This is a genomic window from Roseateles sp. P5_D6 (assembly GCF_054049415.1).
Window position 1 is genome coordinate 48,141 of sequence record NZ_JBFUMK010000012.1, and the last position, 24,827, is coordinate 72,967.

Sequence of the window (24,827 nt, forward strand, 5' to 3'; positions counted from 1 at the left end):
GCCTCACTCGAAATGGAAGGCCAGGCTGCGGCCCGCTACGGGAATCCAGCCCGGGTCGCGGTCCAGGCCGGCGAAGCGCAGCGCCAGCGGTAGTTCGGCGAGTGACAGCGTCACGTCCACCGCGGCTTCGCTGACCGCGACGCCGGCGCGGTGGCGGCACAGGGTTTCGATCGCATCGTCGCGGCCGAGGGCGCTGCGCAGCCTCGCCTCGACGGCCATGCGCCAGTGCTGCAGCCAGCGCCGGCCGGGGTGGGTCTCGGCCAGGGCTTCGGCGCAGGCCACCGGCGCATCGTCGCGCGGCGCCCACTCGGGGGCATCGTCGAAATCGTCGCCGGGTTGAGCCGGCGGCTCGCGCCCCGACAGCTCGGCCAGCAAAGGCCATAGCGGGTCCTGCTCGAAGCCTTGGCCAAACCAGGCCTGGCCGGTCCAGGCCAGCAGATCCCAGGGCGGCAGGGAGATGCCCGGGGTGCGCGGCATCGTGAAGTCGCCATAGATGCGCCAGGCGAGCGCGATATTGAGCAGATAGAACAGGCCGCCGTAACCGGTGTGGAGCCGCGCTGCCGCACCAGCCTCGGCGCGGCTGGCGCTCACCGGCGGGCGCGCAGGCACAGGCGCCATGGCTCGGGCTTCAGGCCTGCCAAGCTGCGGGACCGGCGCAACCGCCAGCGCGTCGGCGTCCGGCGACATGGCCTCGATCCGCGAGGCCGATTCACGAACGGCTTCGGGCACTGCGGCCGGGCTGAGCGAGGACGCCGATCGCTGCGGCAAGGCAGGCGCAGCCGGGCTCCATGCAGCGGCCGCGGCGGGCCGCAGTGACAGGCGGCCCTGCGGCGCGGAGGGGGGCCGCACCGCCTCCCCCCTCGGCTCAATGGCTTCGTCAGCGCGAGGCCTGTCCATACCCGCTGCGTCGAGCTCGGCCACGGGGAAGGCATCGAGTTCGGCCAGGGCCTGCACCAGGGCCTGGGAGCGCGCCCAGCGCGGCAGCCGTTGCAGGGCCAGCGCGACCGCGAGCAGGCGCCGCGCCGGAGGCGTCGCAGCGAAAGAGCAGCGCAATTCGGGAACGACCTCGACCAATTGACTCAGCATGAGCGACTTCAGCGAGCGCCCCGGACGGTCATGCGCGGCGGTCGGCTGCATGCGCAGCGGCAGTGGCTTCGCTGCCTCCTGCCCCTTGGACGCCGGCGCCGATGCCACGCCATCGAGGGCAGGCAGGGCATGCGACAGCTGCACGGCCCGCAGCGCGACCGCGGCGTCGGCCGTGGCCAATCGCTGGACGCAGGCGAGCAGTTCCCCGCGTGTGGCCAGCAGCGCCATCACTGGCACCAGCCGGTCGCCGCGCGCGAACAGCTGCTCGCGCAGCCACTGCACCGGCGGCCTGTGCCTCAGCACCGTGCCCCACCACCAATGCGACGGCAGATCGCCACCCACCCAGTCGCGCCACAGGCAGGCCAGCAGCTCGGCCTCGTCGGCGAAGCAGACCGCCTCGGCGCTTGCCGCGTCACGCTGCAGCCAAGGCCGCCGCGCGGCGGCCGCGCGTTCGCGCAGGGCGCCCGACACCTGCCTCGCAAAGACACCGCCTTCGGCGCGTGGCGCAAAACCGCGCCGCGCATCGACGGCGATGCGCCGCACCAGCAGCAGCGCCCGCGGCCCGAGGCCGGCTGGCGACCAGTCGACCTCGTTCAGCATGCGCTCGACCTGCTGGCGTGCGCGCAGCGCGTCGCCGCCACCGTGCAGGCGCACCCGCCGCAGCGACGCGCCTTCGCGTGGGAACAGGCTCAAGTCCACCGTGGCCCCGCTTCAGAAGGCGTAGCGAAGGCCCAGCAGCAGCGACGAGAACGAGTTCCGCGGCGAGTTGCCTGACACTGAATGCAAGCTGTAGCGCCCTTCCAGCGACCATTGCGGCGCGAACTGCCATTGCAGGCCGGCGCCTATGCTGGCACCGAAGCGCGTCGACCCTGGATCGAAGGCGTACAGCCCTGCGCCGACGAAGCCGAACAGCCTGGTGGGTGACGCTGTGAGATAGAACTTGGCGTTGACGCCGAACTGGGTCATGTCGACATCAGGGTTGGCGCCCTTGCCGTCAACCGAGTGGGCGACCAGCACCGCCTCTATCGACAGGTCAGGGTTCAGCAGGTATTCGAAGCCGATGGCGCCGGCCGTCCCCCTTTTGTTGATAGCGGAGAAGCTGCCGCGCGGGGAGGCCGTACCGAGGGCGCCCCAGATCGCGTACTTGCCGCCGGCGCCGCTGCCGCCGCCCACTGACGGCGTGACGGTGTTGCCCGCATTCAGATCGCCCGGCCTGGGCACATAGCTGTCAAGGCGGATCACCGGCTGGTCGAGGAAGTGCACGGCCACGCTGGGCGCTGTCGTGCCGCTGAACGGGATGCGCGCGGTGTAGGTACCGTTGAGGTTGTCGACCGGCTTGACCGGCGGGCGGCCGGGCGAGGCGAACCAGAAGTAGTTCGCGTAGCCCGGCCCCATCTTGCCGCCTCGCACGTTGCGCGGCGTCATCGTGATCGCCAGTTGCTGGCCGTCCCCCGAGCCGATCGTGCTGATGGCGTACTGTGTACTGCCGCCGTCCGGCAGCGAGCGCACATGCACCGTGCGGATCTGCTGGCGGACGAAGCGGCCGCCGCTCTTGGAAACACCCTCGACGAAAAACACGATCTGGTAGTGTCCCTCGGTGTCGGCCGGCACGAGCGCGGAGTACTCGCCGTCATTGGCAGCGGTATCTCCACTCGCGGCCGCGCCGTCGTCGACCAGGGTCACCGCACCCGAGATCTTTGCCAATGCACCGGGGTTTGCCAGCAGCAACGCGTCCAGCTTGCGCTGGGCCGCGCTCGACGTGTCGCCGGGTGTGGGCCCAGACGGCTGGACCGTCGCGTCCGACAACACATCGCCAACGCTGCTCCCCGGCCGCACGACGAATGCCTGGACACGCGCGCCCGGCTGGGTACCGAGGTCGCGCAGCGCCGCGCCGAAGTCGTTCACTCGCGCGACCAACCGGATTTTCCCGCCGACCGCGTGTTCGGCGCGAACCACGCCGAGCGTCGTGTTCACCGCGGAATCGTCACCCAGAACGATCAGGTTGAAAGGCATTGGCTGGTTGCCTTCGCCCGCATTTTCGACACTCACCGTCCACAAACCACCCGCATTGGCGCCGTTGGTTTGCAGCGGCAGACGCACCGATCCCATGAGCGTTCCAGGCGTGTCCCCCGCAGCCGGAGTGAACACGATGGGTGCACCGGAGGGCGGTGTCAGCCGAACCCGCAAGCGGCCCTGCCGGGCATTCCAGTCCACGCCGAACGCGAGGCTGGTAGTGGTGGTGGTGACGGGAACTTGCGTGGTGAACAGTGCAGCCTGGCTCGTCTTGTCCGAGATCACGCGGAGTGTTTCAACGGTGGCGAACTTGTGAAAGTTCTGCAGCACCTGCAAGAAGAAGTCGTTGAGCAGGCTGTCGTCGACCTCGGTGTTCAGGTAGAAGCCGCCGGTCGTCGTGGCGAGCCCCTGGTTGATGGTCGGATCGACGGCCACACCCGTGCCGACCGTGACGCTGTAGATCTTCAATGGCGGCTGGTTCGCGAGGTTCACGCCATCAACCTGGACCTGTGTCGCTGCGAACGAGGGGTTGGGCGCCGTGTTGTGAACGCCGTCGCTCATCAACAGGATCACCTTCCGATTGGGGTCTCCGGCGAGGCTGGGCAGGGCCTCTGCCGCTTTCTTGATCCCCCCGCCGATCGACGTGGACCCATTCGGGTTGACGCTGACGATGGCAGTCTTCAACGGGCCCGCGGGCAAGGGCCCGAAGTCACTCAGCCCCAAGCCGGTACCCGACCCTGCGGCCAGCTCGGACAGCCACTTGATCTCATTGTCGAAATACACCACCCCGAGGCGATCCGTCGGCGCCTGGATGAACTGGGCGGCTTCATTGGCTCGCAGCAACTTCCACATGTCGACGAACATGCCGGCGGCCTTGTGCAGCTGGGCCATCTTGATCGGCGACCCGGCATCTGACGGGTTAGCCTTGCCATTCATGCTGCCGGAGCGATCGAGCACCAGGACAGCATCCGCCCCGACGCGCCCGCTGAGCACGTTGGCAGGGGGCGCCACGGTCGCCACAGGGTCGGAATTCAGGGGCGTCGTGCGGAAGGTGTTGCCGCAGGCCGGCGGGTTGGCGCTGGTCAGATCCTTGTCCAGCGTCTGCACCGCGACACCCACGATGCGCGCCGCAGGCGGGTTGACCGCGATCGTCCAGGTCTCGCTCGCGAGCATCGTCGAGCCGCATGACGCGTCAATGTTGTTGTCGAGCTGCAGCTTGAGGACCAGCTTGGGATCACCCAGAACCCCCGGGTCGGCGCCGGATTCTCCCGGCTTCAGCACGACAACCGAATCCGGCGACGGCGTGGGCGGGTTCTCAAACATGAAGAACCCGCCGGGGGTTGCGTTCGTCAGGTCGATGGCGCCGGTGGAGATGCTGCGGCTTTCGGTGTTGTTGGTCACCGTCAGGGTGATGGGGCTCGTGTCGGTCAGCAGCAGCGAGATCTTCAACGCGCTGATCTCCAGCTGGGTGGCCGTGAAGTCCCCGGTCGGCTTGGCCCCTGGCCGCTTCGGTACCGTGATCTGGAAACTCGACACGGGTGCTGCCTCGGCGGGCTTCGGCGCCCCGAGCGTGAGTGCCGCGCAGATCAGAGGCCCAACGAGGGTCCACAACAACGCGCTACGAGGGGGGCGTCCATTCAAACGAACTGCGAGGTTCATCGTCATCTCCTGTGGATTTCGGGAATGGACGTCACACCATCCGGCGGATGGTCACGTTCTGGGTGTCGACGTTGTTGGCGCCCGGCACCGTGATCTCGATCGTCGCTTGCGAGGTGCCGCCGACACTGGCGATCACGGCAGACAGGTTGGGTGGCATCGTCACGAGCAGCACCGACTCGGTCGGCGCGTTGTTGATCACCGAGGCGGGATCGATCGGCAATGACCCCCCCGCGTTGGGGGGGAACGCCGTCTGGCCCGGACCGGTGTTGAAGATCAGCCGGACGAGGTTGTTGGCCGCAGGGTTGGCGAACTGGATGCCCGTGATGCGGGCGTTCTGGCCAGAGCGCAGGATCAGCTGGCCGCTTGCCGCATCGACTGCGTTGGAAATGACCGGGTCGGGCAGCCCGGCGATCACCGGCAGCAAGGTGTACGGCCGCTCGCTGGTGCCCTGGCTGTTGCTCACGCGCACGATCACCTCCCGTGACGCACTCGGCACCGGGATCGATCCAGGGATCGTGACGACCAGTTGCGCGTTGTTGCTGCCCGCCTGGAACGCCGCAGGCGAGATCGGCACGCCATCGATCGACAGCAGGTTGGTGCCGAGCGGGAAATCGAAGCTGCCGAAGACCCTCAACGTGCGACCCGCGTTCTGCTGAAGCGGTGGATCAAAGCCCGTGATGAGCTGATTCGAGGGCCCGGCGCCACCGATGGCCGCATCGTGTTCGTTGAGCAACGCGATGATGCGATTGAGAAGGTCCGACGAGATCACGTCGCCGGGTCGAAGCGTATCGAGAATTGCGGCCATGGAACCTCCTGTGGAGCGGGTTAGGCGGCGCTGCCGCAGCAGTTCGCGTAGTTGCTGAAATCGAAGCGCGCCATGTCGAAGCGGGCGAGTGCAAGCTCTGGCAGGAGGCCGGTCGCGAAGACCAGCATGGGCTGCACCGGCACGCCCTCCGTGGCCGCCTTCACGTTCTGCCAGGGCCTGTAGAGCCAGATGAATTCCTTCTGCGTGAGGTCGATCGGCGCATGGGCCAGCGCCTGCTCCTGCAGCACGCTCATCAGGCGTGCGTCGATGAACTCGATGCCTTGTGTCGGGTCTCCGCCTGGCCGGCGCACGATGCCGAAGAGGAAACTGGGCTCGAAGAAGCCACGCAGCGGCAAACTCTGCAGCGGCACGGTGCCGAAGGGCGGCAGATGACGGAAATGGTCGATCGCCAACAGCGCCGTCGGGTTGGACGTGGCGGCCAGCAGGTCCGACAGGTGCTGCTGGAATTGGGCACACATGGCATGCGCCTCGACCAGGCGCCGGTCGCGCGCCTGGAACGCCAGGCTGTTGAGCGCATCCGGCGCCAACAGCATGCGCCTCACAGCCCAGGTGTCGACGAACTGCAAGCCGGCCGCCGTCCAGTACACCAACGCGAGCGGAACATCGCAATCAGACAAGCTGGTGCCGCGCAGCTCGTCGACCAGGCCGTATTTCGGCGGGTCGTTACGCCACGGGTCGAGGGCGTTGGCCGCGCGCGCTTCCACACCGAAGCAGCGGTAGGCCAGCCGGTTGCGAAACTGGGGTGTGCCCAGGTCAAGATCGACATAGCGCAGCGGATTGATCGACAGCAGGCGGAACTGCAAACCATCCACCGTGACGTCGGTGTTGCATCGCACATTGGTCGGATCCAGCCCGTTGGTCGGCGCGCGGCCTTCGGACATCTGGGCCGGCGCGATGGTCAACAGGTAGACGCCCGCGCCAGCGACATAAGTCCCGTCGCCCAGCGGGTTGCAGTTGGCGAACACGCAGTCGCAGGCGGTCGTGCCGGCAGTGTCGAAGCGCCGCGTCAGCGCAACGCTGGTGTCCAGGCTCAGGCGCAGCGTCTGGCCGGCGCGGTTGACCGCGAGGCCGGACTTGACCCGCAGTACCGGTGCGGCCGCGGTGTCGAGATCGGCGTCCCGCGCGGTTTCCAGCCCGAAGGCCACGCCGTCACCGATGGCCAGGCCCAAGCGCGCATCCCATTCGCGGCGCGCCTGCTGCTCGCGCGACATGTCCTTGCCGGTCAGCAGCCGGCCGTTGAAGAAGTTGACGCTGCGGATGCCGCCTTCCTTCAGCGGCTCCTCCAGCTGCAGGGCCTCGCCGCTCATGACGGCCTCCGGGTGCGCGGGTTGCTGGCGGCGGCATTGCCACCCACTTCGTACCAACGGCCGGCGCCATCCGCCACCACCGTCGCGGAGCGGCCGCTGGCGATCTCCAGGCTGGGCAGCTCGTCCAGCGTGTTGCGCGAGCGCGGGTCGGTGCGAAGGGTCAGCGTGCCGACGTTGACGTTCTTCACCACGTAGATGCGCCCTTCGTTGCCGGGCGACGAGCGCGGCAGCGTGATCGTCAGCGCGGTCGCATCACGCGCCAGCACATGGGAATGGTTTTCACCGAGCACCGTGTTGGCACTGACGCTGATCAGCGGCACGCGCAGCGGCTGGACCGCGGGCTGAATGGGCGGCTGAATGGGCGGCTGAATGGGTGGCTGAATGGGTGGCTGAATGGGTGGCTGAATGGGTGGTTGAATGGGTGGTTGAATGGGCGATGACAGCATCAGCCCACCACCGCCCATCGCCGGCGCGACGCCGAAACCGTCACCGCACTCGCAGCCGCACAGCGCCCATTCCTGCAGCAGGCGCAGATGGGCGAGCACCGGCCGCGTCGTCTCGTCGACATCGATGAGCGGCGGGCTGCCGACGATCTGCCAGGCGCCGGCCGGCGATCCGCCTATCCATTGCACATCGAAGCTCACCCGCGCCAGCAGCAGGCAGTCGGCATCGCGCTGCTCGACGCGGTGACAGCGCATCGCCATCCACAGCGGCCGCAGCTCGGTGACCCAGAAGCGCAGCGCGACGCGCAGGAAGTCGCACAGCTCGCCGCTGCCGATCACGACCGGTGCCGCCAGGTCGAAGAGATAGTCACCCAGCGATTCGAAGGACGCGGGCGGCGACAGCGGCGGCGAGGCCGCGCCGGCCTCGGTCCAGGGCTGGATGCCCGGGCGCAGGGCCTCGATCCAGATGCTGTCGCTGCCGCCCAGCGGCGGCGGGCTGCTGTCGTCGACCTGCACATTGGCACGCAGCCAACGCACGAAATCGCGCAGGGCGTCCTCCTCGGTCTGCAGCGGCGCGAACTCGCGCAGGTCGAGGCGGAAGTCGTCGGCGATGCGCGAGTCCGTCATCAGCTTGTCTTCCGAGCGGCAGGGCTCGCCGGGGATGGGCACCGGCCGCGTCTTGCAGTCGGCCCAGCACAGGGTCAGGAACAGCGACACCGTGCCTGCCGTGACGGCCGGCGGCGACACGGGCGGCGACAGCGGCGGCGAACCCGGGTTGAGCAGGCGGTTCACCAGGGCCGCGTTCTCGGCCTTCGCCAGCCAGCGGTTGATCACCGCGCACTGGTCGGCCGGCACGCAGATGTGGCGGCCGCTCGGCGTCAGCGCCGAGCCCGCGCCGACATGCAGGCGCGGCCCGTCGCTGCCGTCGATCTCCGCCATCACGCGCAGGCCGCTCAAGGTGCCGTAGCCGAGGGCGTCGCGCGCCTGCCAGCGGTCGCGCCCGTCGAGGTAGGTGAACTCCTGGACGAAGTCGTCGACGCCCAGCACCATGCCGCGCGCGTAGTTGACGTGCTGCGTCGGGTCGGGCGCGGTGCCCGTCAGCGTGCTCACCGGTTCATTGCAGCAGCCCATGGCTCGCTCCTCGGTTCGTCGGATGGTTCATGTCGTTCAACAGGCCAGCAGGCGCCGGTCGGGTGCCTGCGGCCGCAACGCCGTGGCCACAAAGCTCGCGCCGACGTAGGCGCGGCCAACCACCGCATCGGGAATCAGTTCGGGGGCGCGGCTGCCCGCGCCGATCTGCGTGTCCAGCCCCAGCCGCGCCTCGCCGATACGGTTGAAGGCCCAGAAGAAGCGCACGTCGAAGACCGTGTGCGCGGGCTTTTCCAGCTCGACGATGCGGCGCGCCAGGCCCAGCCTGTCCTCCAGCTCGAAGGGGTCGGCGCTGACGCTGTCCACCGGCAGCAGCACCGAAAAGCGGTGGGCCGTGCGGTGCATGGCGAGCAGTTGGCCCTCGAACTGCAGCCAGTCTGTCTGCGCCGTGCCGCTGATGGGCAGCACGTCGGGCAAGGCGACCAGGTCGAAGTCGCTCCAGTGCGTGCCGTGCGCGGTCTTCAAACGCTCGATGCGGCGGTAGCGGCGGGCGAGGAAGTCCTGCCAGCGGGCGCGCGTCCAGGCGCCGTCGCTGCGTGCGCAGAAGGCGGCCCAGTCGGCGGCGGCGGTCTCGTTGGCCGGCGCATCGACCGGCAGCGCGACCGCGGCCATGCTGGCGTAGGCGCTGCCATGCTTGGTGTTGACCGCTTCGAGGCTGCCATGGCGCGCCAGCAGCCAGGCCTGCCAGCGCGCCCTCTCCTGCGCCCCCGCCGAAGGCACGAAACCCAGGGCCGACGCGGTGAAGGTACGCCAGAGCAAGGCCTCGTCGGCATCGACCGGCGGCAGCAAGGGGAAGGGTGTCAGCTGTTCGGTCGGCGTGGCCACCCTGCCCTGGGCCCGCGCCCAGCGGTCCACCAGGCCGGTATTGCCTTCGGCCGGGGTCCAGAGCGTCTGCGTCTGGACGAGCTGCAAGGCGTCGCCCTGCAGCGCGGCCGCACCCGGGTCGCCGGCCGCCAGCGCGCCGATCAGGCGTGTCTGGTAGGTCTCGACGATGCGGATGCGGCGCGGCCCCTCGTCGCCGTCGCGCGGCGCCTCGAACATCGCCGCGTCGAAGCAGGGATCGAAAGCCAGCTCCAGCGCCAGCCGCAGGCCGTGCACCGTGCCGCGCCAGCGGAAGAAGTCCATCGCATGCTGCACGAAGAGGCGATGGCGGCGTTCGTCCCAGGCGGGGTCGAGGGCGACATCGAACCACTCGGCCAGCCAGGCCAGGGCCTCGGACGGCACGGTGCGGGCGTCGAACAGCGACTGCACGCGCGCCACCTTGTCCTCGATGCCGGTCAGCGTGCTCTCGAAGTTGGCGAGCCAGCGCTCCAGGAAGTCCGCGCCCCGTTCGTCCTCGCGGTAGACCGCCGGCAGGAAGCGCTCGGGGTAGGAGAAACGGGGTGCCCACACCCGCAACGCGCGCAGCCGCGGCGTGTTCGTGCCCTGTTCGCTGCTGAGCTTGAGCTTCAGCTGCAGATAGCGGCCCTGGGCGGCCTGGAACAGCAGCTCCCAGGTGCCCTGCCCGGTTTCGCGCCGCGTGGGCCGCATGGCCTCGCGGCGCAGCCACGGCAGCTCGGGGCCGTCGGGCCGCAGCAGCGGCGCCGGTTCCGGCCGCCAGGCGCCGACCAGTTGCATCGTCTCGCCAGGTGGGGACAGCTGGCCCGGGAAGCCGTCGACTTCGTCGGCCGCGCGGCTCCACACCTCGACCAGGGTGCCGGCGGGAATCGCGGCGTCGAGCAGCAGTTTGTCCCAGGTCGTGCCGAGTTCGCCGCTGTCGAACAGTGGGCTCACCAGTTCCGCCTCGGTCTCGAAGCGCGCGCGCGGCTGCTGCACGAACAGCGTCCACACCGGTTGCGCGATGCCGCTGTCGTAGCGGCCATCGCCGCGCACCGCCACCAGCGCCCGGCCACCGTAGCGGCGCAGCGGGTAGAGCTGGGGCAGAGTCTGCAGCTCGAAGCGCTCAGCGTCGTCGATGACGCCGAAGGCATGCACCTGGTTGCCGACGGTGCTGGCGACGAAGAGCTGCTTCGCCACATCGCCCTCGGCGCAGGGCCAGCGCGGCGCGGCGGCGTGCAGGAAGTCGTGGGCCGGCGCTGGCAGGCCGGCCAGCCAGTCCGACGCGTCCTGGGACCAGGTGTCGCCCTCGCGGCGCAGGCGCACGACGCGCGAGCGTTGCACCACGTCGTCGCGGTCGAGCAGCCACACGCTGCCGTCGCGGCCGGGCTCAACGGCAATCGGGTCCGTGACCCAGCCGGGGCTGGCGGCGAGGTCCAGCCCCAGCGGGAAATCGGTCGCCGCATGCACGCGCTGCGGGCCGGACAGGGGCTGGAAGTCGTCGATCACCTCGGGCGCGAGCGACGACAGCGGCTGGCCGCTGCGCACGATGGCCAGCTTGCAGTCCAGCTCCCACAGGCGCAGGTTGGCGCGGTCGAGGATCCAGACGCCACCGCCTTCGCGGGCGCACATGTCCAGGGGCAGGAAAGGCACGGCGGCGGGCCAGGGCGTTTCCAGAGACTGACCGCCGGCGACCAGGTCGAAGGCCAGCAGGCCGCGCAGGCCGCCGCGCTCGAAGGCGACTACGAGCCAGTCGTCCTGCGTGACGGCCATGGCGAGATAGGTTTCAGTCACCGCCGCCGCCGTGGCCGCGTGCAGCTGGAAGGCGAGCCTCTCCCGTTCATGCTGGGGCGTGCAATCGGACGGCTCGGCTGGCCAGAACAGGCTGTCGTGGCCGCTGCCGGCCGACGCCACATGCAGGGAGCGCAGGTCGTCGGCCACACGGTAGACATTGCCGTAGCGGTCCGCCGCGGCGCCGCGGCGCGCTTCCAGTGTCAAAGGCGCCTCGGTGGCGGTGGCCGGCAGCTCGATGGGGCGCGGCTGCAGGCTCAGTTCCTTGCGCGCCACGTCCCAGGCCGGCAGTTTGGGCGGCAGCAGCGGCGCGGGGCTGCCAGCGCCGCTCCACCAGGCTTCCAGCGACAGGGCCGCAGCGCTGTCGCCAACGACGCAGCGGCCCCAGTCGGCACGGCCGAGCAGCAGCTGGAAGCGGGCGCCGTTGACGTTCTTCATCAGCAGGACTCCGGCACCACGGGCACGGGCAGCAGCTGGATGGTCGCGGCCGGGGCCGTACCGGCGCCGCCGCGCAGGGCATCCAGCGGCAGCGGGTCGCCCGACACCACCGAGATGCCGAGCACGCGCGGCAGCTCCAGCCCCGTCATCTCGACCACGTCGGCCCCGGCGCGCGCGCCTTCGGCCAGCAACACGTCGGCAACCGAAGTGACGCCGGGCACGCGCGCCACTTCGGCCAGCAGCACGCGGCTGGCGACTACCGTGCGCAGCGGCCAGCCACGCTCGGGGTCGGTGCCGCGCGGCGTGAACAGCGGCGTTTCGCGCGGCTCATCGCCGTGGGGACCGACCGGCGCCAGCAGGCTGCGCAGGCGCAGCTTCACCGCCTCGACCACTTCGGCAATCGCGAAACCGGCGGCGGCCTCGATGCCGACAGAGATCCACAAGCCCTTGTAGACCGGGCCGCGCACGACCAGTTCGGTGGTGACCAGCCGGCGCGGGTCGAGGTGCTGGCACAGGGCATTGAGGAAGAGGCGGTCCGCACGCGGCGCATCGGGCTGGCCGGGATCGAACCTGGGGATGGCCATCACGGTGACCACGCCCGGTGCCGCGCCCGGTTCGTTGGGCACCAGGTCGGGATGGAAGGCCGGCAGGATCTCGACGCGGCCGATCTGCACGCCGGGCGCACGCAGCGTGATGGCCTCGAAGTCGTCGACGTTGACGAGGCGGTCGCGGTGCTGCAGATAGCGTCTCACCTGCTTCTCGCCGCTGGCCACGTCCTCCGCGTCGGCGCCGCCCCAGGTCTGCACCGGGTTGAACACCGTGAAACCCGAGGGCAGCTGCGGGGCGCTGTCGATCATGCCCTCGGCCACATTGCCGGCAGCGCCCTGGCTGAATTCATAGGAGGCCAGCACGCGCGCGCCCAGCGGCAGGCGGCGCCCGCGCAGGCCGTCGCCGAAGCGCAGCTCGCCGGCCTCGGCGTCGAGTTCGAAGACCTCGGTCGGCCCGGTGTCGGGCGTGTTCAGCTCGCGGGCCGTGGAGCGCGGGTTGCCCACCGGCACCTCGGGCGCCGCGGCGGCGAGATCATCGATGGGCTTCCAGGCCAGCGGCGCTTCGCTGCCCACGCGGGTCGTGACGCTGACGCTGCCCGGCAGCACCGGCGCGCGCGCCAGACGGCGCACCTGGTCCGGCGAGCCGTCGCCATCGGTCAGCGGCTCGGCGGCGATGCGCTGGGTCTGCCGCACCGGCGCCGCATTGATGCCGGCCCAGCGCAGGCGCGCGCGGGCGGCGCCATCGGCACGCACGCGCAGCCAGGTGACGACGCGCGCGCCGAGGGCCGGATCGTCCAGGGTCGGCGGCATGTCGCCCACACCGCCTTCGAGGGGATCGACGTCCTGCCACAGCTTGAGCTGGGCGGCGGCCGGCAAGGCGAGCTGCACGACGCCGGGCACCGACAGCAGGTCGACGTCGGTGCGGGGTTCGAGCTGGCGGTAGCGCGGGGCCGGCCGGTCGCCGGCATCGCGGGCGACGCGGCCATCGACATTGACCTCGGGCAGCTCGAAGCGCAGCAGCTGGCGCGGCTGGGCGCGGCCGGCCGGCGTCAGCTCGGCCGATTCGGCATCCAGCGCGGGCACCAGGCCCAGTGTCAGCGTGCGGCCGCCCAGCTTGTCGCGCAGCGTCTTCCAGGGATCGCTGCCGCCGCTGTCGGGCGGGTCGTCGCGGCGCGCCAGCAAGGCCATCCACAGGCTGGCGTCGACGGTGTCGGCATTGAGGTCGACGCTGTCGACCACCTGCGGGTCCAGGGCCACGGTTTCGTAGAGCTGCACATCGTCGGGGAATGGCACCTGGTAGGACGCGTACAGCAGTCGGTAGTAGTCGAGCAGCTCGGGCGATGGCGCGCTCAGGCGGCGCTTGAAGAAGACGCGCGCCTCCAGCGGCAGCACGTCCAGGCCGAGCTGGGTGCGGAAGGGCACCGCGCCGGCACGCACTTCCAGGTCTGCGCCCAGGGTCTGCACGCTGGCCGCACCGCGTTCGTTGGCGATGGCGACCAGGCCGCTGGCGGCCGACGCCGGCGCCAGCGGCACGCGCAGCATCTGCAGGAACTTGGCGCGGTTGCGCAGCGGCACGAGATTGGCGCGGTACAGCAGGCTCTCGGTCAGGAAGGAGAACAGCTGCACCAGCGTGACGCCGGGGTCGCTCTGGTTGAAGTTGGTCCACTCGGGCGTGTGCACGCGGGCACGGGCCAGCGTGCTGTCGACCAGCTGCGTGAAGCGGCGGTCGTCGAGCGGCGGCGGGGTGATCGGCATGGTCGGGCCCTCGTGTCGCGTCAGGCCGCGCCCAGCGGAACGCCGACCGTGATGCGCTCGCGCGCAGCGGTGGCGACCAGCTTGTAGGTGATGGTCAGCAGCGCGTTCTCGGCGTCCGCGGGGTCGGCCGCCATGTCGAGCGACTCGACCTGAATGCGGGGCTCCCAGCGCGTCAGCGCTCGCTGGGCCGCGTCCTTCACCAGCGCATGCGTGGCGGTGATGTTGGGTTCGAACAGATAGCGCGTCAGGCCGGCGCCGAACTCGGGCAGGCCGACGCGCTCGCCGGCCTCCGTCTTCAGGATCAGCGTGATCGACTCGCGGATATTGGTCTCGCCCTCCGACCAGACGAAACGGCCGTCGGCGCCCACCCGGGGCGGGAAGGACAGGCTCCTGCCGAAGATGCTGTTCATTCCGACTTCCCCTTGAACTTCGGGACCGGGAAGCACATCGCGAAGAAGGGCAACCAGCGGAACACGAAGTCCAGCAGGCTGACGATGATCATCAGCAGGATCAGCGCGCAGATCGTGATGATGGGCAGGGACAGCGAGCAGATCATGCCCAGGCTGGCCTGCGGCGAGCTGCCGCAGGGGCCCATGCCGCCAACGTCGAGGGGCTTGTGCAGGGGCCAGGGCAGCACGGAGCGCACCAGGTCGACGAAGCCCAGCCCCTTGGCGCGCTGCACCTGGCCGCACAGCACATCGGACATCATGAAGGCCGCGTTCTTCTGGTGCTTGCGCAGGCCGGCCGGCGTCGTGTCCATGGGCAGGGCAATGCGGATGGGGCGGGCCGGCGCATCGGAGTCGAAGAAGCTGGCGAGCTGGAAGCGCACGCTGGGCGCCGACAACAGCGTGGGCTTCAGCGACCCGCAGTCGCAGCGCACATAGGCGCAGCGGATGACGAACCAGCCGACGTCGCCCTGCAGGCTGTCGAAGGCGTCGCGCAGCTTGGCGGCGAACGGCAGGGCCGGCGATGGCGCCGCCGGCTGCGTGAGGTCGATGGCGGGTATGACCAGCTGCACGACCTTGTCGACCAGGGCCGCTGCATCCTCGGCTTCCTTTTGCAGAGGCGTCATGTTCGGCGCCGTAGCCTCAATGTCGTCGGCATCGACCGGCACGTCGGGCACCGGCAGCGTGGTGTGCAGGCCGGCAGCCGCATAGGCCGGCAGCACGCCCTCACGCAAGCCGGCCAGCAGATAGCGGAAGTCGGGCCAGGCCAGGCCGCTGCCCGGGTCGTCCGGATAGAGGGCCGTCGTGGCTTCGAGGCTGGCGCGCGCACCGCGCACGCGCCTGAGCGCCTCGCGCAGCGTGATGCCGGGGCTGCCGCTCAGGCCCGGCCAGCCCGTGCCCATCTGTGTCGCATTGCCGTTCAGCCAGTCGAACAGCTTCTTTGGCGCGCCGGTCAGCTGCGCGCCGAGGGCGGGCGTCTCGACGGCGTCCCAGACCCGCGACACATGGGTGGCGAGGAAGTCGGCAAAGTCCAGCAGCACCAGCCAGGACTGCCCCTGCAGCTGCTGGTTGGCGCCTTCAGCCTGCGTGGCGCGGCTGGCAGCATCCACGCCACCGTCTACCACGGTCATGATGCGCCCCTGGGCATAGAAGGCGCTGCGAACCAGGTTCTTCCAGGGCTCGCTGACGTCCATCTTGAACTGCTCCTTGCGCGTCGAGACCACGCTCGGTGCCGCGCCGCCACCCGTACCGGCAGCGCCGTGCTGGGCGCGCGCGCCCATGTATTCCTCGCGCCGGCCGACAGGGATCAGGCCGGCATGCAAGCGCCGGGGCTGGCCGTTATCGGCCTTGAAGCCCATGGAGAACAGGCCCAGCAGCTCCTCACCCGCCACCATGGCGTCGCCGGGGTCGACCTGCTGCCAGCGCGCGCCCGAGGCGTCCTTGACGAAGGCATACTCGACCGGCGTCGCGTTGGCGGACGGCGGCAGCAGCCGACGCAGCACGAAGCCGACCTGCTCGCTGCCGCCGGTGGCCAGCGCACGGTCGGGCAGGCCCGGCTGCGCGCACACCAGGTTAGCCGCGACGAGGTAATAGCGCTGGTGGGCCGGCTGGTAGAGCTTGAGCGGCAGGGTGCGGTCGACGCCGTTCTCCTTCGTGGCGAGCTGGGCCGTCGGCGCCGTCACTTCGGTGCGCGCCTGCCTGTCCTTGCGCAGCCGCGCCAGCGTCTTCGCCAGCTTGGGCAGCGGCACGCGCTCGACGAGGTCGGGCAGTTCGCCGGGCGGCAGGCGCCAGGTTTCGGGGCGCGCGATGCGGTCGCCGAGGCTGGCCGGGTCGTGCTCCAGCGCGGCCAGCACCTGCTGCATGTACTCGTCGCTGTCAAAGCGCAGCAGCACCGGGCGGCCCTGGTCGGCCGACACGGCACCGAGGGCCTGCGTGGCGCCAAAGCGGCCCCAAAGCGGCTGAGCGGTTTGCCAGGCGACGTTGTGGTTCATGGCATCACCACATATTCCCTGCGCCAGGCAGGTAGGAACTGCCAATCACCGTGCTGGCAATGACAGTCGTCGCCTGGACAGTGCCGGAAAAGGTCGCCATGCCGGCATCGACCGACAACAGCCCCGCGCTGACGCTGACCGTGCTCGCGTTGACCGTGACCTTGGCCGAGGCCGTGACGGTGATGCCCGCGGCCTCCAGCTTGATCGAGTTGCCGTTGCTGTCCTCGATGGTCACCGAGCCCGGGCCGTCCTTCAGCGTGACCGACTGGCCGCCCGGCGTCTCGACCTTGAACGACTCCTGGCCGTCCTGGTCGTCCAGCGTCAGCTTCACGCCGTTGCGCGAACAGATCACCTTCTTGGTGTTGTTGCTGTCCATGGACGCCGGCGGCGCGTCGCGGCCGTTCCACAGCCCGCCCAGCACATAGGGCCGGCGCGGGTCGCCATGCTCGAAGGCGACCAGCACCTCGTCATCGACGTCGGGGATGAACCAGCTGCCACGGTCGTTGCCGGCAAACAGCGTCGCCATGCGGGCCCAGCCCTCGTAGCGCTGGCCGCTCGCATCGGGCGACCAGGGCAGCGTGATCTTGACCCGCCCCTGCTGATCAGGGTCCTGGTTGTCGATGACGATGGCCGGCGCCACGCCATACCAGCGTCCGCCCCAGCCGGTGGGAACGCGCTCGTTTAGCAGCTGCTCGAAGGGTGGCAGGTCAGTCACGAGCATGTCAACGTCCTTCGCCAATCGCGGGACGGTCGCACCAGAACTCGGTGCGCAGCCCGCCCTTGGCGTCGAAGCGCACCTGCACCTCGGTCACGGTGTAGTCGCCCTCGAACAACGGGCCGACACCCTTGACCTTGAGCTTGGCCCCGACACGCAGGCCGGGCTTGGTCTTGGCCACGCCGTGGCCGACGACGAAGCGGCGCGCCATGTGGCGGAAGCTTGCCTCGGCGAAGGCGCGCGCCTCGGCATCGACCGCCGGCAAGGCATGGGCGAGCGTGTCGATGCGGCCTCCGAAGGCGCGCTCCAGCGTGGCGGCGCCGCTGGCATTGCCGTTGAGCTCGGCGCGGATGGCGGCCTCGTCGGCCTCGTGGCGGGCCACGCGCTTGTCGGCCACGCTCCAGCCGGAGCCGACGAGCTTGGTGCGCTGGTGGGCCAGGTCGGCGCAGACACAGAACTCGCGCAGGTCGCCCGGCCAGGCCAGTTCGACCGTCGGCGATTCGCGGCGTGCGCGCTGAGCGGCCTTGAGCTGCATGTCCTCGATCCAGATCTGCGCGTCCTCGCGCCGCGCCAGGTCGCGCACAAAGGCCAGGTCGCTCTGGTTGACCTGGGCCAGGTGCTTGTAGGTCTCGCCGCTGAGGTCGGTCTGGGCCTGCAGGCCGTGGTCGCCGGCGATGCGGCTCAGCACGTCGGCCAGCGTCGCATCGGCGAAGCTGCGGGTGCGCCGCGTCATCCTCAGGTCCTGCAGGCGGTCCTCGGCATAGACGCCGATCTGGGCCGGCCGGCCTTCTGGGAACTGCGCCGTGATGGCGCTGATGGCGCCCTTGAACACCAGGTCGTCGGCCACCTTGACCGACAAGGCCTTGCCGAAATCCAGCAGCTGGCGGTCGAAATACTGGAAGCCGCCGCTGTCGTTGCCGCCCCAGTTGCCGAACACCAGGTCGGCGCGCGCCAGGCCTTCGCTGGTCTCGACGATGTCCATCATCATCAGCCCCGCGCACAGGCCGGCATCGCGCTGGGCGTCGATCTCGACCGACGGGCGGGAGCTGTCGATGGCGTCAGTGGATGGACCGGGCATGGTCGGCTACCTCAATGAGCCCAGACACGCAGGGCTTGCGTGCGCAGCGTTTGCAAGGCGTCCTTGACCTCCTGGGGCGGCAGCTCTTCAGGCTTGCCGCCCTGGGCGTCGTTGGCCGCGGACGTGCCGCCCTTGGGCTGCTGGGGCTGGGCATCGCGCAGCACCTCGAAATCGTTGACAACCACGGAACCCATGCTGTGCTCCTCGTGTTAGCCGATGGCCAGGCGTGCACCGCTGGCGCCGCCCAGCGATGCGTTCAGTCCGCCCCCTGCCGATGCGGAAGCCGAGGCGCCGAATGACGCATCGGCCGAGGCCGACGCGCCTGCGGAGACAGAGGCATTGAGATTGACGAACTGCCCCGGCGCCATGCGCAGGGGGTCCTCAATGTCGTTGGCGGCGGCGATGCCCTGCCAACCGTCCTTGTTGCCGCCCTTCTTGTTCTTGCCCGCCATGTTCTGCAGCGAGTCGCCCTGCTTGGCCGCCTTCAGCGGCGCATGGCCCGGCGGCTTGTGGCCGGGCTTGACCTCGACCTTGCCGGCGCCGTCGAGCTTCTGCTCCAGGATGGCCTGCTGGCTCAGGGTCAGGGACAGGCTGGCGCGCAGCGGCTTGCCGTCGGGCGAGAAGAACTCCAGCGATTCCTCCAGCGCCTCGATCATGCCCTTGAACATGAAGTCGCCCCAGTGGAAGCAGACGCCGGGCGGCACCTTCTTGGAGGGATCGGCGTCGGATTCCTTGGGCTTCATGAAGTACAGCACCTTGGTGGTCAGGCGGCGCACGTCGTCGACCGGGTCCTTCTCCATCGCGGTCACGTCGAACCACAGCTGCAGCGCCAGCTTGGTGGTGCTGGAGCCGACGAACTGCATGCCGTCGGAGCCGGCCTTCTGGTCGCCGCCCTCGGGGGTCTTGAGCTCGTTGCTGAAGGTCAGCTTCAACGTCTCGGGGTTGAACTGCACCTCGACGGACTGACCGTCCTCCTTCTTGTTCTCGAAGCCCGGTTCGAGCTCGAACATGACGGCGCGCTTGAGTTCGGTCATGGCTGGATCCCGTTGAAGCGCAGGGTCTCGTAGGCGACCTGCAGTTCCTCGACGGCGACCTGGCCGTCGCGCGCGTTCAGGGCCGGTGCCTTCAGCTTGACCGGCACGCAGCGCGACAGCTGGAAGCTGGCGGTGACGGTGTGGCCGTCGGCCGCGTACATGACGACCTCGGCCTCGGCGCGCAGATAGGGGTTCTTCACGCAGTCCTGGAACCAGTGCCAGAGGTCGAAGTTCTCGGTCATGCCGCGCTTGAGCGTCAGCTGGCCGTAGGCGATCGCGCCGTTAAGGCGGATCTGCCGGTCGTTGGAGCCGCCCTCACGAATGGTCTTGACCTCCATGCTCATCTCAAGGCCGTCGCATTCGGCGAAGGCGGCCGAGACCAGCGGCTTGGGCTCTTCGCCGCGGAAGATCTCCACCGCGAAGTTGAAGGCGGTGAAGGGGCGGACGACGGCGACCTCGCTCATAGCTCTTCGGCCACGCTGAGGCGCTCGCCGCTTTGCAGCAGGCGCACCGCGATGAAGCGCATGGCCTGGGCCGGCGCGACATGCAGCTCGACGACGAGGCGGCCGGCATCGGCCTCGCGCGGCGTGTTGACGGTTTCGTCCGTGACGACGCGGAAGGACTGCGACGGCGTCGCGCCGGCGAAGGCGCCGCGGCGGAACAGGTCACCCATCAGGATGTCGAAGCCGCGCTTGATCGAGCGGCGCAGCGCCGGGCCGTTGGGCTCGAACACCCAGGCCGTGCCGCGCCGCAGCGCGAGCCGGCGCAGCAGCGCCAGCAGCCGCCTTACCTGGATGGGGCGCAGCTCGGTGTCGTGGGCCAGGGTGTCGGCCGACAGTGTCAGGAAGCCGCGCGGGTCGTCGCGCAACAGGTTGATCTGTGCATCTTGCAAGGCCTGGCGGTCAATGCTGCGCACCGGCGGCGCCAGCGCGACCACGTCCCGCAGCGCCTGGTTGGCCGGCGCGATCCAGGCGCCGCGCTGCGAGGCGCGCGCGGCCAGCACACCCATGGCCAGGCCATCGGGCGGGACCACGCGCGGCGCGGCCGGCAGCAGGCCATCGCGCAGCGCCGACTGCACCCAGGGAAAGTACATCGCACCATGCGACAGCGCCCGCGCCTCGTCGTAGCCGAAGGCATGCGGGTCGCCCTGCGCGGGCGGGCGGCGCACCGCGCGCAGCCGCGCCGTGTAGAGCAGGGCCTGCGGCGTGCGGAAGTGGCGCGGCATCGCCAGCGCGACGAACAGGTCGCCACAGGCATTGGCCAGGCGCAGTGCCGCGCGCTGCACCGCCAGCCAGTCGGCCTCGTGCACCAACTGCGCCGCGTCGGGCGCGAGCTGCTCCCAGTCTTCGCCACGCACCACCACCGTGACCGGGTTGGAGCCCAGGCTGCGCTGGCCGTCCAGCCAGGCGAACACCTGGTAGCGCAGCACGCCTTCGCGCATGGCGACCATGCGGTGTTCGAGGCCCAGGCCGCGATAGACCTCGCGTGCGTCGCTGAAGTCGGCCGCGGTCGCTTCGAGCAGCACATAGGTGGCACCCGGCTCGCTGTCGCTCCAGGACAGCCGGTAGGGGCCCGGCGGCAACGGCGCATCCGGGCCGGACAACCAGGGTGCTGCCAGCAGCCGGGTGCTGCAGTCCAGGAAGCTGGCGAAATCGGGGCCACCCTCGGGCGCCGAGCTCTGAGTGGCGCAGGGGCCGGCGTGGCTGCCCCAGAAGGGCAGCGCATCGGGGCCCTCCGGCTGCGACGGCTCCGGCGGCACATCGACACGGCGCTGCCAGCCGAGGTGGATGGCGTCGGGCAGAGCGAGCAGGCTGGCCTCGTTGAACAGGCCGCCCGCGCCGATGGCGAGGGCGGCATGCAGGCCTAAGAGCTCACGCGGATTCGGGCGGATCAGGCGGATGTCGTCGGCATGCGCGACCACGGTGGCGACGCCGTCGTTCACCAACTCCGGGTCGACGAAGAGGCTTGCGTCGAAGCGCGACAGGCCGTCGCGCTCCAGCGCCGTCTCGTCCTGCGGCAAGGGGGCGAGCGCGGCACCGTGCAAGGGCTCGACGCCCAGCGGCAGCCAGGCCAGCGTTTGATCCTCCGGCAGCGGCGCCAGCGCAAACCGCGGCAGTTCGCCCGGCGGCTGCGGCGGACGGTCATCGCGCGGCCGGTAGAAGGCGGCATCGTCCTGCAGCGTCCAGAACGACGCTGGATGCGCGGGTGCGAGGCCGATGCCGGAGCGCCGCGTGACCTCGGCGTCCGCGCTCGTGCGCAGTTCCAGCTCGACGCGCTGCGCCTGCGTGCTGCCGCCCAGTTCGGGCGGCAGCACCGCGCCGAGTTCCTGCCAGGCCGGGCCAAAGGTGGTCGCCGTCATCAGCGCGGTGGCCATCGAAGGCGGACTGCCGGCGAACGATGCCTCGCGGTGGATGCTATCGATGCGCTGCCAAAGCACGCCAGCGGCGCTTTCGAACCGCGCCCAGTGGCCAGCTTCGAGCAAGGCCGGCAGCGGATCATCGAACTGCAGTGCAGCGACGTCGTCATGCTCGGCGTCGGCACCCAGCCAGGTGGCCGACACCGCAGCCCCAAAGCCCCGGACTTCGGCGCTGCCCGGCAACCCCGGTGACAGCAGGCCGCTCGCCCGCTCGAAGGCCGCGAGCATGCGCGCCTCGACCAGCTGCAGGCTATCACCGCCCTGTCCCCGGTCGACCGCTTCCACCCGCGCATAGGCGCAGACGCGGTCGCGGTCGCCGAGTTGCAGCAGGTCGCCCACACGCAGCGCCACGCGCGAACGGAAGACGAGGCCATCGCCCGGCGGCGAGCTCGCCTCCACCAGCCCCTCGATGGCCAGGCCACGCACCAGCGCGGCGCAGCTCAGCCGCAGCGGGTCGGCCCAGGAGCCTTCGCAGCGCGTGCCCGACAGCGCAGACACGGCCGCCCCGCCCACCGGCAGGGCCAGCACGCCCGGCACCGCGAAGCGGCTGCTGCGCGCGACGCCGGGCAGGGAAGGATCGGCGCCCCGCGCCACCTCGAGCGCCTCGCTGCGCGCGATGCGCTGCACCCAGCAGCGCCGGCCGCCATTGGCGAAGAAGGCGCGCACCGCGCAGCCGAGATGGGCGAGCACCCGCTCGCCCCGTTGCGCATCCCAGGCCAGGGGCGCATCCGGGCCGAATACCGCGGCGTACTGGGCCGCGCTTTCTATCGCCACCGGCAGGTGCAGAGGCCCGGTGGATGCAAAGCCGACGAAAACCGCGACGTCCATGCGCGGCAGCGCATCGACCGCCGGCGGTGGCGCGACGTCGACCCGGATCCCGGGCAGTCGGCGAGCGATGGCGTCGGCTAGCACCAATCACTCCATCTCGAGGCGCTCGTAGGCGAGGACGAGTTCCTCCATCGCGACGTCGGTGCCCTTGGCATTGAAGGGGCCGCTGGTGTGCTTGATGATGCGCGCGCGCAGCAGCTTCCAGGTCTGCACCACCGCCGTGTGGTCCTCGTTCTGCAGCTGGATGGTGACCGTGCGCATGGCGTCCTGGTCGCCATTGCGGATCTGGTCCAGCCACTGGTAGAGGTTGAGCGAGCCGATCACGCCACGCTTCATCGTGACGTCGGTCGCCTTGTTCATGCCGGTGATCTTCATCACGCTGTTCTCGCGGGCATTGCCCGTGCGGTACTCGGACACGGTGACTTCCATGCCGATGCCGCTCAGCTCCTGGAAGCCGGCTTGCGGCCCCTCGGTGTTCCCGTCACCCAGGTCGACGAGGAAGTTGAACTGCACATAAGGTCGGTCTCGCAACTCGGCCATGACGGGCTCCTGTTAAACCTTGCGGTCGGCCGTCCATTGGCCGATGCGGAAGATGACGAACTCGGCGGGATTGACGACAGCCAGGCCGACCAGGCAGATCAGCCGGCCGTTGTCGAGGTCGTTCTGGGACATCGTGGAGCGGTCGCACTTCACGAAGAAGGCCTTCTCGGCCTTGTCGCCGAGCAGCGCGCCGGTTTCCCACTGCTGGCGCAGGAAGTCCTCGATGGTGCGGCGCACATTGGCCCACAGCACCGGCCCGTTGGGCTCGAACACCGCCCACTGCGTGCCCTTGTCGATGGACCGCTCGACGAAGGCGAAGTAGCGCCTCAGGCTGACGTATTTCCACTCGGGGTCGGAGCTGATGGTGCGGGCGCCCCAGAGCCGCATGCCGCGGCCCTCGAAGAAGCGGAAGCAGTTGATGCCCTCGGGATTGAGCACCTCCTGCTGCGACTTGTTGAGGAAGCGTTCGAAGCCCAGGGCCAGGTTGACGACCTCGTTGGCCGGCGCCTTGTAGACGGCGCGGTTGATGTCGTTGCGCGCATAGATGCCGGCGACAAAGCCCGATGGCGGCACATGGATCTCGCGCTGGCTCAGCGGGTCCAGCACGCGGATCCAGGGGTAGTAGAGGGCGCCGTAGGTGGAGTCGAGCTGGGCGCGCATGGCGCGCACCTCGCTGATGGCCTGGTCATCGCCGCTGTCGATGACGGCGATGCGGTATTTCATGCGCTCGGCGTGGCGGATCAGCGCGCGCACGATGGTGCGTGCGGTCGGGCCGTAGCCGGGCTCCTCGTAGCCGAAGGTGGAACCCGGTGCGGCGACGATGGAGATGTCCTCCAGGTCCTCGAACGCGACCATGCCGGTCTTGCGGTCGTCGAGCGTCGTGATGCCGGCGTATTCGTCGGCCTGCGGGCGGTTGCCGTCGTCGCCGTCTTCCAGCACGATGGCGACGCTGCGCTGGGCCGGCGAGCTGTCGTCGTTCTCGAGCGCCGCCTGCAGGCCGGTGGCCGGCGAGCCGATGCTAGGCGCTGCGGTGAAGAAGAGGCCCAGCAGGTCGACGCCGGTGTTGATGCCGGCGACATCGGCCTCGCGGAAGACGATGGGCAGCGTGCGGGCGCGCGCCATGCTGGCGGGATGCTCGGAGAAGTAGTCGAACAACCCGTCGGGGCTGCCGCCACGTTCGTGGTCGGGGTCCAGCGGCAGGTCCGGCGACGTGAAGGGCACGGTGATGCCGGTCAGCGGCGCGATGGTCACGCTGACCGTCACGATGCGCATTTCGTAGTCGCCCGGCGTCAGCTGGGCGAGCTGCACATCGGCCGTCGCCAGGTCGTCGCCGGTGGACGAGAAGGCCCAGCTCTCGTTGACCGTGTCGCGCAGCGCCAGGTAGTAGCCCTCGGCCACGGCGGGCGAACCGGCGCCGCCCGCTGGTGCGGGGCGGATCCAGACCGTGTCGCGGTTGGCGAGGGAGCGCACGCCCGGCACGGTGCCGTCGGCGACGAGCACGCTCTGGCCCATCTTGAAGGTGAAGCTCACGCGCGCATCGCCCATGGCACCGGGGAAGCGCGCGAACACCGCCAGCGGCGACGGGCTGCCGGGCAGTCCGCCAAAGGCGTGGCCCGACCAGGGATCCGCTTCATTCGTCGGCGTGAACACGCGGCTGACATAGAGCCGCTTGCCGCCTTCCTCGAAGAAGGCGCGCACGCCGTGCCACATGTAGTTGTCGATCTCCCCGGCGTCCTGGTAGTCCAGGCGTTCGCGGCCGCCATAGGTGCGCTCGAACTCGACCAGGCTGGTGATGATCTCGGGCTCGATGTCCAGCGGCCCGTAACGCGTCGGGCCGACGAAGCCGGTGGTGGTCGTGCTGACGCCTTCGATCGACTTGGAGCGGAACGACACCTCTTCGACGAAGACTCCGGGGGCAAGGTACTCGGGCATATCGCTTCTCCTGCGG

17 protein-coding genes are annotated in these 24,827 nt (G+C 69.9%); all 17 read right to left on the bottom strand.

Annotated elements, in window-relative coordinates; genetic code table 11:
- Positions 1-3: 3 nt before the first annotated feature.
- Genes ACXJKM_RS17320 through ACXJKM_RS17400 form a run of 17 tightly spaced genes read right to left on the bottom strand, consistent with a single transcriptional unit; the run spans position 4 to position 24,811 of the window.
- Positions 4-1,785, bottom strand: coding sequence for a hypothetical protein (locus ACXJKM_RS17320; RefSeq protein WP_457353958.1), 1,782 nt, complete (start codon positions 1,783-1,785; stop codon positions 4-6).
- 12 nt (positions 1,786-1,797) lie between these two features.
- Positions 1,798-4,758 carry an outer membrane beta-barrel protein gene (locus ACXJKM_RS17325; protein ID WP_457353960.1) on the bottom strand — a complete coding sequence of 987 codons (2,961 nt, stop codon included), beginning with the start codon at positions 4,756-4,758 and terminating at the stop codon, positions 1,798-1,800.
- 31 nt (positions 4,759-4,789) lie between these two features.
- On the bottom strand, positions 4,790-5,563 hold the full coding sequence (locus ACXJKM_RS17330) for a hypothetical protein (RefSeq protein WP_457353962.1): 774 nt from the start codon (positions 5,561-5,563) through the stop codon (positions 4,790-4,792).
- Positions 5,564-5,583: 20 nt separating this feature from the next.
- A complete protein-coding gene (locus ACXJKM_RS17335) occupies positions 5,584-6,891 on the bottom strand; it encodes a hypothetical protein (RefSeq protein WP_457353964.1) in 1,308 nt (435 codons plus the stop codon).
- Positions 6,888-8,465: a hypothetical protein gene (locus tag ACXJKM_RS17340; RefSeq protein WP_457353966.1), complete on the bottom strand. Its 1,578-nt coding sequence runs from the start codon at positions 8,463-8,465 to the stop codon at positions 6,888-6,890. Before ACXJKM_RS17340 ends, ACXJKM_RS17335 begins: the two co-directional genes overlap by 4 nt.
- A 36-nt stretch (positions 8,466-8,501) precedes the next feature.
- Entirely contained in the window at positions 8,502-11,528 is a 3,027-nt protein-coding gene (locus ACXJKM_RS17345) for a phage tail protein (RefSeq protein ID WP_457353968.1), read from the bottom strand.
- Entirely contained in the window at positions 11,528-13,831 is a 2,304-nt protein-coding gene (locus ACXJKM_RS17350) for a baseplate J/gp47 family protein (RefSeq protein ID WP_457353970.1), read from the bottom strand. The genes ACXJKM_RS17345 and ACXJKM_RS17350 overlap by 1 nt, the downstream gene beginning before the upstream one ends.
- Before the next feature lie 20 nt (positions 13,832-13,851).
- A complete protein-coding gene (locus ACXJKM_RS17355; protein WP_457353972.1) occupies positions 13,852-14,241 on the bottom strand; it encodes a GPW/gp25 family protein in 390 nt (129 codons plus the stop codon).
- Positions 14,238-16,268: a hypothetical protein gene (locus ACXJKM_RS17360; protein WP_457353974.1), complete on the bottom strand. Its 2,031-nt coding sequence runs from the start codon at positions 16,266-16,268 to the stop codon at positions 14,238-14,240. The genes ACXJKM_RS17355 and ACXJKM_RS17360 overlap by 4 nt, the downstream gene beginning before the upstream one ends.
- Positions 16,269-16,272: 4 nt before the next feature.
- On the bottom strand, positions 16,273-16,989 hold the full coding sequence (locus ACXJKM_RS17365) for a phage baseplate assembly protein V (RefSeq protein ID WP_457353976.1): 717 nt from the start codon (positions 16,987-16,989) through the stop codon (positions 16,273-16,275).
- 1 nt (position 16,990) lies between these two features.
- On the bottom strand, positions 16,991-18,061 hold the full coding sequence (locus ACXJKM_RS17370; RefSeq protein WP_457353978.1) for a phage late control D family protein: 1,071 nt from the start codon (positions 18,059-18,061) through the stop codon (positions 16,991-16,993).
- 11 nt (positions 18,062-18,072) lie between these two features.
- A complete protein-coding gene (locus tag ACXJKM_RS17375) occupies positions 18,073-18,255 on the bottom strand; it encodes a hypothetical protein (RefSeq protein WP_457353980.1) in 183 nt (60 codons plus the stop codon).
- 15 nt (positions 18,256-18,270) lie between these two features.
- Positions 18,271-19,095 carry a CIS tube protein gene (locus ACXJKM_RS17380; RefSeq protein ID WP_457353982.1) on the bottom strand — a complete coding sequence of 275 codons (825 nt, stop codon included), beginning with the start codon at positions 19,093-19,095 and terminating at the stop codon, positions 18,271-18,273.
- Positions 19,092-19,559 carry a phage tail protein gene (locus ACXJKM_RS17385; RefSeq protein ID WP_457353984.1) on the bottom strand — a complete coding sequence of 156 codons (468 nt, stop codon included), beginning with the start codon at positions 19,557-19,559 and terminating at the stop codon, positions 19,092-19,094. Before ACXJKM_RS17385 ends, ACXJKM_RS17380 begins: the two co-directional genes overlap by 4 nt.
- Positions 19,556-22,423 carry a phage tail sheath C-terminal domain-containing protein gene (locus ACXJKM_RS17390; RefSeq protein ID WP_457353986.1) on the bottom strand — a complete coding sequence of 956 codons (2,868 nt, stop codon included), beginning with the start codon at positions 22,421-22,423 and terminating at the stop codon, positions 19,556-19,558. The genes ACXJKM_RS17385 and ACXJKM_RS17390 overlap by 4 nt, the downstream gene beginning before the upstream one ends.
- Before the next feature lie 3 nt (positions 22,424-22,426).
- Positions 22,427-22,879 (bottom strand): phage tail protein, encoded by a 453-nt coding sequence (locus ACXJKM_RS17395; RefSeq protein ID WP_457353988.1) that lies wholly within the window; start codon positions 22,877-22,879, stop codon positions 22,427-22,429.
- A gap of 12 nt (positions 22,880-22,891) precedes the next feature.
- The gene (locus ACXJKM_RS17400; RefSeq protein ID WP_457353990.1) at positions 22,892-24,811 is read right to left on the bottom strand and encodes a phage tail sheath family protein; all 1,920 of its coding nucleotides are present in this window, start codon (positions 24,809-24,811) and stop codon (positions 22,892-22,894) included.
- Positions 24,812-24,827 lie beyond the last annotated feature (16 nt).

Bases quoted from the DNA above. Each gene is read 5' to 3' on its own strand.
- ACXJKM_RS17325 (WP_457353960.1), bottom strand. From the start codon at position 4,758: ATGAACCTCGCAGTTCGTTTGAATGGACGCCCCCCTCGTAGCGCGTTG.
- ACXJKM_RS17330 (WP_457353962.1), bottom strand. From the start codon at position 5,563: ATGGCCGCAATTCTCGATACGCTTCGACCCGGCGACGTGATCTCGTCG.
- ACXJKM_RS17335 (WP_457353964.1), bottom strand. From the start codon at position 6,891: ATGAGCGGCGAGGCCCTGCAGCTGGAGGAGCCGCTGAAGGAAGGCGGC.
- ACXJKM_RS17340 (WP_457353966.1), bottom strand. From the start codon at position 8,465: ATGGGCTGCTGCAATGAACCGGTGAGCACGCTGACGGGCACCGCGCCC.
- ACXJKM_RS17345 (WP_457353968.1), bottom strand. From the start codon at position 11,528: ATGAAGAACGTCAACGGCGCCCGCTTCCAGCTGCTGCTCGGCCGTGCC.
- ACXJKM_RS17350 (WP_457353970.1), bottom strand. From the start codon at position 13,831: ATGCCGATCACCCCGCCGCCGCTCGACGACCGCCGCTTCACGCAGCTG.
- ACXJKM_RS17355 (WP_457353972.1), bottom strand. From the start codon at position 14,241: ATGAACAGCATCTTCGGCAGGAGCCTGTCCTTCCCGCCCCGGGTGGGC.
- ACXJKM_RS17360 (WP_457353974.1), bottom strand. From the start codon at position 16,268: ATGAACCACAACGTCGCCTGGCAAACCGCTCAGCCGCTTTGGGGCCGC.
- ACXJKM_RS17365 (WP_457353976.1), bottom strand. From the start codon at position 16,989: ATGCTCGTGACTGACCTGCCACCCTTCGAGCAGCTGCTAAACGAGCGC.
- ACXJKM_RS17370 (WP_457353978.1), bottom strand. From the start codon at position 18,061: ATGCCCGGTCCATCCACTGACGCCATCGACAGCTCCCGCCCGTCGGTC.
- ACXJKM_RS17375 (WP_457353980.1), bottom strand. From the start codon at position 18,255: ATGGGTTCCGTGGTTGTCAACGATTTCGAGGTGCTGCGCGATGCCCAG.
- ACXJKM_RS17380 (WP_457353982.1), bottom strand. From the start codon at position 19,095: ATGACCGAACTCAAGCGCGCCGTCATGTTCGAGCTCGAACCGGGCTTC.
- ACXJKM_RS17385 (WP_457353984.1), bottom strand. From the start codon at position 19,559: ATGAGCGAGGTCGCCGTCGTCCGCCCCTTCACCGCCTTCAACTTCGCG.
- ACXJKM_RS17395 (WP_457353988.1), bottom strand. From the start codon at position 22,879: ATGGCCGAGTTGCGAGACCGACCTTATGTGCAGTTCAACTTCCTCGTC.
- ACXJKM_RS17400 (WP_457353990.1), bottom strand. From the start codon at position 24,811: ATGCCCGAGTACCTTGCCCCCGGAGTCTTCGTCGAAGAGGTGTCGTTC.